This is a genomic window from Brevibacterium permense, from assembly GCF_025506275.1.
Taxonomy (GTDB): domain Bacteria; phylum Actinomycetota; class Actinomycetes; order Actinomycetales; family Brevibacteriaceae; genus Brevibacterium; species Brevibacterium permense_A.
On the sequence record NZ_QYCP01000082.1, the window covers coordinates 38,578 to 51,382 of the forward strand.

The window sequence follows — 12,805 nt, forward strand, 5'->3', positions numbered from 1 at the left end:
GATGACTGCTCAGACCATGGATAAGACACCTTCGACCCAGGTCAAGGCGCTTGCGCCGATCGCCTGGAAGTTCCCGATCGTCTATACGATCCTCGCCCTCGTCTCGCTCATCTTCTTCGGCCTCATCGGCCGTGACGGGGAGACGACCTTCCGGGTGGCCACCGGCGGAGACTTCTTCGCCATCCCCGACTTCGCCGTGTCCTCGACCGTGGCGGGGCTGACGCTGGGCATACTGCTCATCATCATGGCCGCCGTGTCCATCTATGTGGCGATCAAGCGCATCGACCTCGGTTCGTGGTTCCCGATGCTCTTCGGCGTCATCTTCGTTCTCTCCTTCCTCGCCTGGGCCGGCGGCGGATCCGGAGGCGTCATCCCGCTGACGACGCTGCTCGCCGGTGCCCTGGCACTGTCCGTGCCGCTGATCTTCGGCGCCATGTGCGGTCTCGTGGGAGAACGTTCGGGCATCATCAACATCGCCATCGAAGGCCAGCTGCTGGCCGGTGCGTTCCTCGCCGCGGTCGTCGCCTCGGTGGTGAAGAACCCGTACGCGGGACTGCTCGCCGCTCCCATCGCCGGTGCCCTGGTCGCAGTGGTGCTCACGTTCTTCGCGGTGAAATACTGGGTCAACCAGATCATCATCGGCGTGGTCCTCAACGTCCTCGTCGTCGGCATCACGAGCTTCCTCTACTCGACGGTGCTCACCCAGGACCCGGAACTGTGGAACTCCCGCCAGAAGCTGCCGAACCTGCCGATCCCGCTGCTCTCGGACATTCCGGTGCTCGGACGGGTGCTGTTCGACCAGAACATCCTCGTCTACATCATGTACGTCGTCGTCATCGCGCTGCAGATCTTCGTGTTCCGCTCGAAGTGGGGTCTGCGGATGCGCGCCGTCGGTGAGCACCCGAAGGCGGCGGACACCGTCGGCATCAAGGTCAACTTCACCCGCGTGCGCAATACGCTGCTCGCCGGTGCGATCGCCGGCCTCGGCGGTGCCTTCTTCACCGTCGGCTCCGGATTGGCGTTCGGCAAGGAGATGTCGGCCGGACAGGGCTATATCGCCCTGGCCGCGATGATCCTGGGCAAGTGGAACCCGAAGGGTGCGCTGTTCGCGGCCCTGCTGTTCGGATTCTCCAAGAGCCTCGGCAACACTCTGCAGTCCATCGGCACCCCGGTGGCCAACGAGCTGCTGCTCATGCTGCCCTACATCGTCACCGTCTTCGCTGTCGCCGGATTCGTCGGTCGGGTCCGCCCGCCGGCCGCGGAAGGTGTGCCCTACGTGAAGTGAGCCCCGCCTCGGCGATGGATCGGCATTTCCCCTCGATCACCCCACAGTCACCACCCGAAGGAAGAGATATCCCCATGACTGCCCCTGAACCCCGCGCTTCCGCACCCGAGTCGACCGACCCGGTCTGGAGCGAGGAACCCACCCCGGTAAGCCCCGAAGACCTCAGCGAAGGCACCTGGGAGCTGCTGCGAGCCGAGGCGAAACGGGCGATGGCGAAGGCCTATGTGCCGTACTCGAACTACCCTGTCGGAGCCGCCGGTCTCGTCGACGACGGTCGCATCGTCGGCGGCTGCAATATCGAGAATGCCTCGTTCGGGGTGACGCTGTGCGCGGAATGCTCGCTGGTCTCCGAGCTGTTCATGACCGGCGGGGGCCGCCTCGTCGCCTTCGACTGCGTGGACGGAGAGGGCAACACCCTCGTTCCCTGCGGACGATGCCGACAGCTGCTGTTTGAACACGGCGGCAACGACCTCGTCATCAACATGCCCAGCGGACGTGCCCCGATGTCCATGGTCCTGCCCGAAGCCTTCGGACCCGACCACCTGGCCGGGGCGCACGACGGGCATGAGGCCAAGCACTGACGATTCCTACCCCGCCGAGGCGGCTGTGGCCCGGAACGTCACCGCAGGGATTGCTGACAACGAAGACTTCGACGACGACGCACGCATCGTTGACAACACAGAATTCGACGACAACGAAGGATTGAGACCGTGAGCGTAGAAGCATTCGACACCGTCGACGTCATCGCTGCGAAGCGAGATGGCCGAGCCCTGAGCAAGGAGCAGATCGACTGGGTCATCGACGCCTACACTCGGGGTGCTGTCGCCGAAGAGCAGATGGCGGCCCTGGCCATGGCGATCTTCATCAACGACATGGCACCGGTTGAGATCGCGCACTGGACGCAGGCGATGATCGACTCCGGTGAGCGCATGGACTTCTCGTCCCTGTCCCGGCCCACCTCGGACAAGCATTCGACCGGAGGAGTCGGGGACAAGATCACCCTGCCCCTGGCTCCGCTCGTCGCCGTATTCGACGTGGCCGTCCCACAGCTCTCCGGCCGCGGCCTCGGCCACACCGGAGGCACTTTGGACAAGCTCGAATCGATTCCCGGCTGGCGGGCCGGACTGAGCAACGAGGCGATCGTCGACCAGCTCGAGGACGTCGGCGCTGTCATCTGCGCCGCCGGATCCGGTCTGGCGCCGGCGGATAAGAAGCTCTACGCCCTGCGCGACATCACGTCGACGGTCGACTGCATTCCGCTCATCGCCTCCTCGATCATGTCGAAGAAGATCGCCGAGGGCACCTCCGGTCTCGTCCTCGACGTCAAGGTCGGCTCCGGTGCGTTCATGAAGGACCTGGCGAAGGCTCGCACACTCGCGCAGACGATGGTCGAACTCGGCAAGGCCGCAGGCGTCAACACATCGGCGCTGCTGACCGACATGTCCACGCCCTTGGGCCTGACCGTCGGCAATGCCCTCGAGGTCCGCGAATCCGTCGAGGTCCTCGCCGGCGGCGGACCCGCCGACGTCGTCGATCTCACCGTGGCTCTGGCGGAGGAGATGCTGCGCCTGGCAGGCAAGACCGATGTCGACGTCCGAGCCGCGCTGGCCGACGGTCGGGCCATGGACAAGTGGAAGCAGATGATCCGCGCCCAGCGCGGCGACCCGGACGCCGCTCTGCCGGTCGCCGAGCACACCGAGGTCGTCACTGCGACCGACTCTGGGGTGCTTACGAAGCTCGATGCGCTGTGTGTCGGGGTGGCGTCGTGGCGTCTCGGCGCCGGACGGGCACGGAAGGAAGATCCGGTTCAGGACGTGGCCGGAATCGAACTGCACGCCAAACCAGGGGACACGGTCACGGCCGGTCAGCCGCTCATGACACTGCACACGGCGACCCCGGAACGGTTCGAGCGCGCCATCGAGGCATTGGAGTCCGCGGTCGAGATCGGCGGGGATGCCGCCTCGGTGCCGGAATCGATTGTCTTCGACACGATCACCTGAGCCGAATCGCATACTCTCAGCACTGCCGCGCGGCCGCTGGCCTCGCTACGCTGGACATGATGACTCTGCGCGGCACCTGCACGCGCAACCATGCACGACCACGCAACTTCCCACGACCACTTCTGGAGGACCGAATGACCAGCCGCACCGATGTCGCGAACATCATCGACCACACCCTGCTCAAGCCCGAAGCGACCCCCGCCGACGTCGATGCTCTCGTGGCGGAGGCGAAGGAGCTGGGCGTGCTCGCGATCTGCGTGTCACCGTCCATGCTGCCGGTCACCGATCCGGGTGAGCTCGTCGTGGCGACCGTCGTCGGGTTCCCCTCCGGCCAGGTGAAGCCGGAGATCAAAGCCGCCGAAGCTGCTCAGGCCGTCGCCGACGGTGCTGCCGAAGTCGACATGGTCATCAACATCGGACAGGCCGTCGCGGGGGACTTCGACGGTCTCGAGGCCGATATCCGCGGCGTCGTCGAGGCCAGCGGGGACGCCCTCGTCAAGGTCATCATCGAGTCGGCGGCGCTGGGCGATGAGCAGATCGTCGAGGCCTGCCGCCGCTCCGAGGCCGCCGGTGCCGGATTCGTCAAGACGTCGACCGGTTTCCACCCGGCCGGGGGAGCCAGCGCTCACGCTGTAGCGCTCATGCGCGAGACCGTGGGCGACCGCCTCGGCGTCAAGGCCTCCGGCGGAATCCGCACCGCCGAGGCCGCCGAGGAGATGATCGCCGCCGGTGCGTCCCGCTTGGGCCTCTCCGGCAGCGCCGCAATCCTCAACTCCCTCTAATTGCTACCTGACGGCGGCCCAGCAACCTCGCGCGAGGTTGCTGGGCCGCCGTCAGGTAGTTCTGGGAGGGTCAGAGGGCGATGGCTTCCCGGATCTTAGTGACGGCCTTCTGCGCCGTTCGCTGTTTGATGAGGCCCTCTTTCGCATGGGCCGCGATCCCCAGAGTCGACTCTCTCCGGTCGAGCACGACGATGACGTAGGCCGGATTCATCGACGCGAAGCCTGATCCGATGACACCGCGGAAGGTGACGACAGGGTCGTCTGTCGCAGGAGTGTGTGCGGACACCAGCTGAGTCACCTCGTTGAGAACGCGTTCGGTCACATCCGGTGGAACCTCGATGACGGCATGATGGGTCTCAGTCTTCAGCCGCTTCGCCGACCACTCGGCACCGAGCCGACCGGCACCGAAGACGCTGCTGCTTTCGCCCAGTGATCCCAGCAGGCTGGTCAGAACCGCGTCGACCTCTGGATCGTGAGGAACGTCCATCGTTACCTCCTTCTGATTCCCAAGGGACCTTAATACTACGTGACGGCGGCCCAGCAACCTCGCGCGAGGTTGCTGGGCCGCCGTCAGGTAGCAATTAGAGGGGGAAGAAGGTTTTGAGCTCGGTGCTGATCGAGTTCAACCGTTCCGTCAGGGCTGGCTTGAGGGACGCACTCGCCGAGGCGGTCGGCAGGCGCACTCCGGCGCTGGCCGCCGCACGTGCATCGGCCTCGGCTGCAGCCTGGATCTCCGAGGGTTCGGCGACGACCTCGAGATAGCATTTCAGTTTCGGCTCGGTACCCGAAGGACGCACGATGACCCGCGAGTTCGACTCCGAGAGGAGCAGGATTCCATCGGTCGGCGGCAGCCCCTCATACCCGGCAGACAGGTCGTGGACCTCGGCGACCGGGGAGCCGGCCAGCGTAGCCGGGGGGTTCTCGCGCAGCTTCGCCATGGCCGTGGCGATGAGTGAGACATCGTCGAGGCGGAAAGACAGAGGAGCGGTGGCGAAGTAGCCGTCACGGCCGCGGATCCGATCGAGCTCGGCTTCGATGCTCGACCCCTCAGCCTTGAGCCGTGAGGCCAGCGCTGCGAACGTCACAGCGGCAGAGATGCCGTCCTTATCACGAACTGCAGTCGGGTCGACGCAGTAGCCGAGTGCCTCTTCGTATCCGAAGACGAGTCCGGCCACGCGGGAGATCCACTTGAACCCGGTGAGCGTGTTCACCGCTCCGAACCCGTGGCTGGCTGCCGCTGCCGCCAGACTCCGGGAAGACACGATTGAGTTCGCGAAGACAGGAGCATCTGCACCCTCCGTGTGATGAGTTCCCTTGGCCAATCGGGTCGCGGCATCCTCACCCAACAGCAGACCCACCTCGTCGCCGGTGAGCTGACGGTAGCCGATGGCCGCCGACTCATCCGGGATGGCCGCGGAGAATCGGTCGGCATCCGGATCGTTGGCGATGATGAGTTCGGCACCGACCTCACGGGCCAGGGCAAAGGACTCATCGAGCGCGCCGGCTTCCTCCGGGTTCGGGAAGGACACCGTCGGGAAGTTCGGATCCGGTGCCTGCTGGGAGGCCACCGGGTGGAGGCTTGTGAACCCGGTGCGGGACAGGGCCGCCTCGGCGACTCCGGCACCGACACCATGCAGCGAGGTCAGCACGATCGAGAGATCCGACTCCGCCCGGACACCCAGATCGTCGATGCGCGACAGATAGTCCTCGACGATCGACTCGTCGAGGTGCTCCCACCCGGACTCCGCACGCGGCACAGTCGCCACGGACTCGACTGCTGAGATCCTTCCGGCGATGAGCGCATCGGCCGGGCTGACGATCTGCGCTCCGGCACCCGCCTCGGCGTCGGCCTCGGATCCGATCGCCTGCAGCGGACGCTGTCCCAGGTAGACCTTGTAGCCGTTGTCGGCTGGTGGATTGTGGCTGGCGGTGACCATGACCCCGGCATCGGCCCCGCGCAGCGACAGCGCGAAGGCCAGCAGCGGGGTCGGCAGCTGCTCGGGCAGCTGAATCGCGACACCGCCGGCAGCGGTGATGACGGCGGCAGTGTCGGCGGCGAACTCCGCGGACTTGTACCGGGCGTCGCACCCGATGACGACTTGGAAGCCCTCACCGACAGTGTCTGCGAGGAAGGCGGCCAGTCCCGCGGCGGCACGGATGACGACGGCCCGGTTCATCCGGTTCGGGCCGGCGGCGATCTCACCGCGCAGACCGGCCGTGCCGAAGACGAGGGGACCGGAGAACCGGTCCTCGAGATCGGCGACCGCCGCCTCGTCGCCGCCCTCGGCCTCGGCGAGGATGTGCTCCAAGGAGATGGCCGTCTGCGGATCGGGGTCGTCGGCGATCCAGGCGCGGACCACCTCGGCGTCGAATCCATTCGTAAAGCGGTCGGCTACGCGGGTCATAGGAGGTCCTTTGCGAATTCGCGGTGGCGGGGAGGGGGAGTGCGGAGTGGGGCTGGCCGTCTCAGAGCTTCGCGACGATGTCGGCGAGCAGACGGGAGATGCGCGGGGCGGCGGCGGCTCCGGCTTCGATGACCTCTGCATGGGAGAGCGGGGTCTCCTGGATGCCGGCGGCAAGGTTCGTCACCAGCGAAATTCCCATGAGTTCGAGCCCGGCCTGACGTGCGGCGATGGCCTCCAACGTCGTCGACATTCCCACCAGATCGGCACCGAGGATCCCGGCCATGCGCACCTCGGCGGGGGTTTCGTAATGAGGTCCGCGGAACTGTGCGTACACGCCTTCGTCTAGCGTCGGGTCGATCTCCTTGGCGATGGCGCGCATCCGCGGGGAGTACAGATCGGTGAGGTCGACGAAGTTCGCGCCCTCGATCGGAGAGGTGCCGGTGAGATTGATGTGATCGGAGATGAGCACCGGAGTGCCGGGCCCCCAATTGCGGTTGAGCCCGCCGCACCCGTTCGTCAGCACCAGCGATGAACAGCCGGCCGCAGCGGCGGTGCGCACACCGTGGGCGACTGCCCGGACACCCTTGCCCTCGTAGTAGTGGGTGCGCGATCCGAGGACGAGCGCATGCTTGCCGCTGGCTTCGATGCGCACCGTGCGCAACGTCGCACCGTGGCCCTCGACGGCGGGGGCGTGGAATCCCGGGACCTCCGCCGCGGAGATCTCGGCAACGGTCTCGCCGAGGAGGTCCGCCGCCCCACCCCAACCGGAGCCGAGGACGAGCGCGATGTCATGGGCTTCGATGCCCGCGTTCGCGTTGATGGTCGTGGCCGCGGCGTGCGCGGCGGCGGTAGGATCGCTTAAGTCAGTCATGACGCCAAGATTATCAAGTTCCCCACCGCCCAAGGAGCGAGCACATGCCGATTCGAGAGCTGACCGACGGTGACGATCTGCGCCTGAATGAGGTGTTCGCCGACGCGACCACCCCGGCCGGTCATATGGCCAGGTCCCTGTTCCGTCCGTCCTCGGATTCGCCGTTGATCCGCTCCGTCATCGCCGAGGTGGTCCCCGATGTTCCGGTCGGAGCCGCCGCGATCGCCGAATCCCCGCTTCACCCCTACCGGGCGTGGGTCCACGTCGAGGTCGCCGCCGAGGAGCAGGGACATGGTCAAGGACGTGAACTCTTCGACGCAGTGTGCGCGGAGACGCGAGGAACCGCGCTCGAGGGCCTCGATCTGCGCGCCCGTGTGCACGCCGGGAGCCCGGGAGAGGGCTTCGCGCAGGCTCTCGGTTTCACCCCGCTGACGACGACCCGTGTGGTCAAGGTGGCCGCCGGTGCTCTGCCTCCGGCCGGCGGCGGTCGGGCCGAGGACCTCGAGATCGTTGCGACCGGTTCGGTGAAGCTGACGAAGGCGTTCCTCGCCTGGTACACCGCAGTCAACCGCGACGATGCCGTCGGCCCGCTGACCATCGGACAGGTGAACAACGTCTTCCTCTCCGAGGCAGCCGGAGCTCATGGTGCCGCACTGCTGAACGGCGCTGCCGGAACCGCCGAGGCGGGTGGACTCAGCGCCTTCGCCGTGTCGTATGCGCGGGAGGCCGATGAAACCGCCGGTGTTCTGCCCTCGGCCGGTGAACCGGGTGCCGGAGATACTGTCGGGGACGGCAGAGCCACCGTCGATCAGGTCGACGAAGAACCGCCGACCGAGCTCATCCTCGGGTCGATGTTCGAGACTCGCGACGATGCCGCAGACACCACGGGTGAGGACTTCGCTGCGGCCGTCGCCGATGCTGAACTCCTTTTGGCCAGGCTGTCGGTCGACGCCGATGTCGTCATCGAAGTCACGAGCGGAATGCCCGTGATCTCCTCGCTCGCCGATCGACTGCTCGACGCCGGAACCGCCACCGAGCTCTACCGCTACGAGACTCTCTCAGGACCGCCTTCCGACGTCAGCTGACTCAGGCTCGACTCCCGTTGGGCTGAAGAGGCGAACAGGGCGAGCCCGGTCCTCGGTGACGAACCAGCCCGTCCCCGGCAGCCCGTCGAGCGGGGCCTGTCGCAACACTCCGAGCCCGGTGAGATCTTGCCTGGTATGCGCACCGAGCACGAGCAGCGGTCCGAGACTCTGAGCTTTGGTCAGAGGGGAACCATAGCCGGGAGTGAACCGTGTCGGCACAGTGAGCACATGGAATCGTCCGTCGAGCAGATCCCAGTCGACAGGATCTGAGGCCATGTGTGCATCGTCGTGCACAGAGACCCCGCCGAGGCGGGCAACATACGTCGCGAATCCGGTCTTGCCGCTCTGCGGAGAACCGCGAACGGTGAGAACCGAACCGTCTCGCCGGGGATCCCACACGACGGAGTCGCCGAAAGCGTCAACGCCTACCGGGATGCAGCCCGGCATGCCGCCGCAGGGTTCTTCGCCCATGCCCACAAGTTGGTCAAGCCCCCGCCAGCATGGAGCGAATCCCTTTCGGGACTCCGGAATGCCGGGTGGTCCGCCGAGGATGCTCGTGCCCGTCCCGCACGTGGACGAATCGAATTGTGCCGCATCACCGGGTGCGAATTGCACATCGGCACCGTCCCCGCCGGCGGCCCGCGCGCGGGGACCGCGGATGACGGCGCGGAGATCCGGCCACGAACCGGCGAATCGCTGCCGGCTGAGCCCGACGCTCGTTCCGTCTTCGCCGGCCTCGGGCGGGAAGATGATCTGGGTGGCGAATCGAGAACTCCTGCTCGTCATATTCCGGCACCCGGCGAGCAGGAACACGAGATCCGATTCGGCACCATGTCCGAGGAGAAGTTCGGCCCGTTCGGCCCAATAGTGGTCGAGCGAGTCGACGAACTCGGCCCAATTGCTGCAGACGATTAGGCTCGGTGGCTGTCGACTCTGCCTTGACCCGGTCGGGGAATCTGTGCTTTCACTGTCGCGCGAGAATCTGCTCGGGTCCCCACGGACAGCGAGATGGTCGAGAACCGCTTGAATCTGCCAGCCCGAGCTCAATCCGCAGCTGATCTCGGCCCAGTCGAGGACCGCGGCGATTCTGCCGATCGCGATGATCCGTCGGGTCGGAGCGGCCGCCCGTGCCATGGTCGCAAGCACGGATTCCACGGTGTCCGGGCTACCGCCTGTGAGGATCGTGGAACCGTCCACGTCCGGGTCGAATGTCCACATCTGCTGCCGCTGCTGACTGGGGACATCGATGATCCCCGTGACGGTCGGATCGAGTTCACCACTTGCCGTCACCGGTCCCGCAGAGGAAGAGGCGAGCTCTCCAGCAGAACGGGCCGGGCTTCCTGCCGCCCCGTCCGACATCTCTTCAGGTTCCGGCAAGGGAGGCAGCACCACCTGTCGATGAGCTGAAGCGTCCTCGGCCCTGGCGATGTCGTGAGCCGCGGCGATGATGTTGTCGACGTGAACGCCGTGGGCGCCGCAGGCCAGGGACGGAACCGGCCCCGGACCCCAGGAACGAACGCGAGGGCGGAGGGCCGCCTCGGTGTGGGCGTCATCTCCGAACGGAACCGCCACGCGGAACCGGGTGACGCTGATCCCGGAGTCCAGACAGGCGGCGCCAGGCTTGTCCGCGGGCAGGAACGCACCCGCCTCGGAGCCGATGACGTCGAAGGAATCGGTCTCATCGCGCACTCGCAGGCACACGCGAATGTTGATGTTCGCCTTCATCTGCCCGGTGACGACGCCCATCGGGCGCTGAGTGGCGAGAATGAGGTGGACGCCGAGAGACCGGCCGAGAGCTGTGAGGCGTTCGAGCAGGTCGGCGGCGCGAGGATGAGTGGCCATCAGCGCATGGAACTCGTCGATGACGACGACGAGTCGTGGGGGAGGGTCGGCAAGATCGGCGACATCGGCACACCCGTGGTCGGCCAGCAGCCGCTCCCGATGAGTGATCTCGGCACGCACGGATACGAGAGCGCGAAAGGCGAGACCGGAGTCGAAATCGTCGAGCACACTGTCGGTGTGCGGCAGATCCTGCAGCGGTGAGAACGTGGCCCCACCTTTGAAGTCGATGAGGACGAAACATAATCGCCGAGGCGGCTGTGCCAAGGCCATCGACAGCAGCCATGTCTGCAGGAGCAGGGATTTTCCGCTGCCCGTGGTGCCGGCGACGAGAGCGTGAGGACCGTCGGAGAACAGATCGATGCCGACCTCACCGTCGGTTCCGCGCCCGATCGGCACCGGCCCCGAGGCAGGAGACCGCCACCGCGCTCTGATGGCCTCGGGCGCATCGTCACAGAGCTCGCCGAGCCCATGGTCGGGCCAGGTGCGGGGGCCGGTTTCGGCTGAGCGGCCAGAGTGCAGAGTGACGAATCGCGCGGCCGGCATGAGAGTAGCGACGAGTGCCCGTCCTGGCACCGGGCCACCGGGCGCAGTCGAGGACGTGGTGCGTGCCTGCGCAAGAGAGCCCACCGTCAGCGAGACCGCAGAGCCGGCATGCGGGGCGCTGAGCGTGAGCACTGCGGGGTGAGACGCCTCGTCGAGGGTGATCGAGATGGGGTCGTCGATGCCGGCGTCTGGGCGTGACCCTGTCCCGACCGTGGTCGATGCGTGGTCGGCGGAGAACCGGGTGCCTGCCAATTCCGGCAGCAATGAGAGTTCGGAACTCGGTCGCCATCTGAATCGCCGGTCGGCCAACCAGGCGAAGGCCATGGTGCGCAGGACTGCGGGCGTTCCGCTGACGGTGACCGTGGTTGTACGCGGATCGATGCGGACCGGCATATCGGTGCAGACGATCCGACCGTCGACGTGGTCGATTCTGTCCTGCAAGCGTTCGTCGATGGTGAGGTCGCTGAAGACCGTCCCGAAACCCAGACACAGACCAGGGGAAGAGAAGATCATCTGACGGTGAGCCGTCTCCAGGCGCTTCAGCCTGGCCCGCGCCTCGGCCAACGCCTCGTCGCGGTCAAGTCGACATTGTGCGCTGTCGCGGGTGAAGCGTTTCTTCTCCACTAAGTAGGCGACCCACCCGGAGAGCGGGGCCGAGATGCTGAAGAGCAGGAACCACCACATTCCGGTGGCCACGGCCAGCACCACGCCGATGCCGACGGGGATGAGGAACGTCCACCACTGTGGGGGTCTGGCCGGCCGAGGATCGTCGATCGTCTTCGGGGCGATGTGGATGTCATGGCTGTGGTGCAGCGGCGGGGACCGGATCGGCGGAGCCGAACGGGGAATAGAGGAAGAAGTGCCGGCTGAAGAACCGTATGACGGGACCGGTGCGAGCACAGTCGCCCCCAGAGCTACGGCGGGCCCAGGCCCCGTGGCATCGAGCCGCAGCGGCTGAGGGGCGCGGGAGATACTAGGGTCGATGATAGTCAGGCAATCGGGGTGGGGCAGTCGAGATAAGTGGGCCCGCCGTGGGTCGAGTGTCAGGGTGAATCCCGCATCCGGTCCTGCAAGGACGGATACGCTCGTCTGTGCGGAGTCGGCACAGTCGTCGGTGGTGCGCAGAACATTCGCTCCAACAACGGTGATGGGATTGAGTCCCTGCCATTGACCCCAGCTGATCGACTCGATTCTGTGGTTGTCGAGCCGGTTGCCCACGACCAAGTCCTGCGAAGTCAGTTCCGCTCCGAGGGCAGAACGGAAGACGTCGAAGGCCGGTTGGGCTGATTCGGCTTCGATGCTCATGCTTGTGACGGCTCCGTTCGTCCCAATGCGGTGGATGAGCCCCAGGGTTCTCATACCCACAGACTCACCGCGGACGCATGGCTAGGGCAAGAGCGAGAAAGCGCCATGTGGATACGGTTTGGGCATCTACAGCCTCAGGATGCGTGAGTGGAGCCTGTGCCCACAGGAATCGGCGTCGAAGTGGAGACGACTCGGGTTGATCAGTCGAGGCGCAGGGCACCCCGGGCATAAGCGGTGGCGTGGAGGTCGACGAGGCCGGGCACGAACGGTGAGAGCAGAGCCGGAGAATAGCGGGCCTCGATGCGGATGCGCACCGAATGCATCCCATCCGCATCGGCACTCAACCGCAGATTGCCCATGTCCTTCGGAGTCGGCACCGCGTCGAGGTACCGTCCGGCGGCGCGTTTGGCCGCCGGAGGCGAGAACACGAGACCGGGGTCGTCACCGGGAGCCGGTTCGAACGAGTCCGAGGCCGCCAGCGCCGCAGAATCGGCCAGCCCCTGCAGCTCTCGGCGGGCCATGTGCAGGTCGGTCAGGGCCGCGATGAGGAAGGCCAGCAGCAAGGCGATGACGACGAAGCCGATGGCCAGCGGCGTGATCGACCCGGCATCCGAATCATGATCCGATTTGCGGCCGATCTGCGATTCGCGTCCCCGTTCACAGCGGTGCTCTCCCGTGGTCGGCATA

The 12,805-nt window shown here is 66.3% G+C and carries 11 protein-coding genes; 6 read left to right on the forward strand and 5 right to left on the reverse strand.

What is annotated here, in order from left to right; genetic code table 11:
• Nucleotide 1 precedes the first annotated feature (1 nt).
• The 5 genes from D3I60_RS06980 to deoC all read left to right on the forward strand — a co-directional run bounded on the left by D3I60_RS06980 (nucleotide 2) and on the right by deoC (nucleotide 4,067).
• A complete protein-coding gene (locus D3I60_RS06980) occupies nucleotides 2-1,285 on the forward strand; it encodes an ABC transporter permease (RefSeq protein WP_262775420.1) in 1,284 nt (427 codons plus the stop codon).
• A gap of 74 nt (nucleotides 1,286-1,359) precedes the next feature.
• Nucleotides 1,360-1,866 (forward strand): cytidine deaminase, encoded by a 507-nt coding sequence (locus tag D3I60_RS06985; protein WP_262775421.1) that lies wholly within the window; start codon nucleotides 1,360-1,362, stop codon nucleotides 1,864-1,866.
• The gene (locus D3I60_RS06990) at nucleotides 1,850-1,999 is read left to right on the forward strand and encodes a hypothetical protein (protein ID WP_262775422.1); all 150 of its coding nucleotides are present in this window, start codon (nucleotides 1,850-1,852) and stop codon (nucleotides 1,997-1,999) included. Before D3I60_RS06985 ends, D3I60_RS06990 begins: the two co-directional genes overlap by 17 nt.
• Nucleotides 1,996-3,285, forward strand: a complete 1,290-nt coding sequence (locus tag D3I60_RS06995) for a thymidine phosphorylase (protein ID WP_262775423.1) — start codon at nucleotides 1,996-1,998, stop codon at nucleotides 3,283-3,285. Before D3I60_RS06990 ends, D3I60_RS06995 begins: the two co-directional genes overlap by 4 nt.
• Nucleotides 3,286-3,419: 134 nt before the next feature.
• The gene (gene deoC / locus D3I60_RS07000; RefSeq protein ID WP_262775424.1) at nucleotides 3,420-4,067 is read left to right on the forward strand and encodes a deoxyribose-phosphate aldolase; all 648 of its coding nucleotides are present in this window, start codon (nucleotides 3,420-3,422) and stop codon (nucleotides 4,065-4,067) included.
• Between the two features lie 70 nt (nucleotides 4,068-4,137).
• On the opposite strand, the gene D3I60_RS07005 is transcribed toward deoC, so the two are convergent.
• The 3 genes from D3I60_RS07005 to D3I60_RS07015 all read right to left on the reverse strand — a co-directional run bounded on the left by D3I60_RS07005 (nucleotide 4,138) and on the right by D3I60_RS07015 (nucleotide 7,343).
• Complete coding sequence (locus D3I60_RS07005; protein ID WP_262775425.1) at nucleotides 4,138-4,554, reverse strand: hypothetical protein; 417 nt, start codon at nucleotides 4,552-4,554, stop codon at nucleotides 4,138-4,140.
• Nucleotides 4,555-4,648: 94 nt separating this feature from the next.
• Nucleotides 4,649-6,472 (reverse strand): phospho-sugar mutase, encoded by a 1,824-nt coding sequence (locus D3I60_RS07010; RefSeq protein ID WP_262775426.1) that lies wholly within the window; start codon nucleotides 6,470-6,472, stop codon nucleotides 4,649-4,651.
• 61 nt (nucleotides 6,473-6,533) lie between these two features.
• Nucleotides 6,534-7,343 carry a purine-nucleoside phosphorylase gene (locus D3I60_RS07015; RefSeq protein WP_262775427.1) on the reverse strand — a complete coding sequence of 270 codons (810 nt, stop codon included), beginning with the start codon at nucleotides 7,341-7,343 and terminating at the stop codon, nucleotides 6,534-6,536.
• A 44-nt stretch (nucleotides 7,344-7,387) separates the two neighbouring features.
• Between D3I60_RS07015 and D3I60_RS07020 the strand changes: the two genes are divergently transcribed.
• Nucleotides 7,388-8,428 carry a GNAT family N-acetyltransferase gene (locus tag D3I60_RS07020; protein WP_262775428.1) on the forward strand — a complete coding sequence of 347 codons (1,041 nt, stop codon included), beginning with the start codon at nucleotides 7,388-7,390 and terminating at the stop codon, nucleotides 8,426-8,428.
• On the opposite strand, the gene D3I60_RS07025 is transcribed toward D3I60_RS07020, so the two are convergent.
• Together D3I60_RS07025 and D3I60_RS07030 are read right to left on the reverse strand one after the other, a co-directional pair.
• A complete protein-coding gene (locus tag D3I60_RS07025) occupies nucleotides 8,402-12,172 on the reverse strand; it encodes an FtsK/SpoIIIE domain-containing protein (RefSeq protein WP_262775429.1) in 3,771 nt (1,256 codons plus the stop codon). The two genes, D3I60_RS07020 and D3I60_RS07025, sit on opposite strands and share 27 nt — an antisense overlap.
• Before the next feature lie 146 nt (nucleotides 12,173-12,318).
• A complete protein-coding gene (locus D3I60_RS07030) occupies nucleotides 12,319-12,804 on the reverse strand; it encodes a pilus assembly protein TadG-related protein (RefSeq protein ID WP_262775430.1) in 486 nt (161 codons plus the stop codon).
• Nucleotide 12,805: the final 1 nt, after the last annotated feature.

Excerpts from the sequence above, each read along its gene's own strand:
- D3I60_RS06985 (WP_262775421.1), top strand. The coding sequence starts at position 1,360 with ATGACTGCCCCTGAACCCCGCGCTTCCGCACCCGAGTCGACCGACCCG.
- D3I60_RS06980 (WP_262775420.1), top strand. The coding sequence starts at position 2 with ATGACTGCTCAGACCATGGATAAGACACCTTCGACCCAGGTCAAGGCG.
- D3I60_RS06990 (WP_262775422.1), top strand. The coding sequence starts at position 1,850 with ATGAGGCCAAGCACTGACGATTCCTACCCCGCCGAGGCGGCTGTGGCC.
- D3I60_RS07030 (WP_262775430.1), bottom strand. The coding sequence starts at position 12,804 with ATGCCGACCACGGGAGAGCACCGCTGTGAACGGGGACGCGAATCGCAG.
- D3I60_RS07020 (WP_262775428.1), top strand. The coding sequence starts at position 7,388 with ATGCCGATTCGAGAGCTGACCGACGGTGACGATCTGCGCCTGAATGAG.
- D3I60_RS07005 (WP_262775425.1), bottom strand. The coding sequence starts at position 4,554 with ATGGACGTTCCTCACGATCCAGAGGTCGACGCGGTTCTGACCAGCCTG.
- D3I60_RS07025 (WP_262775429.1), bottom strand. The coding sequence starts at position 12,172 with ATGAGAACCCTGGGGCTCATCCACCGCATTGGGACGAACGGAGCCGTC.
- D3I60_RS07015 (WP_262775427.1), bottom strand. The coding sequence starts at position 7,343 with ATGACTGACTTAAGCGATCCTACCGCCGCCGCGCACGCCGCGGCCACG.
- D3I60_RS07010 (WP_262775426.1), bottom strand. The coding sequence starts at position 6,472 with ATGACCCGCGTAGCCGACCGCTTTACGAATGGATTCGACGCCGAGGTG.
- deoC (WP_262775424.1), top strand. The coding sequence starts at position 3,420 with ATGACCAGCCGCACCGATGTCGCGAACATCATCGACCACACCCTGCTC.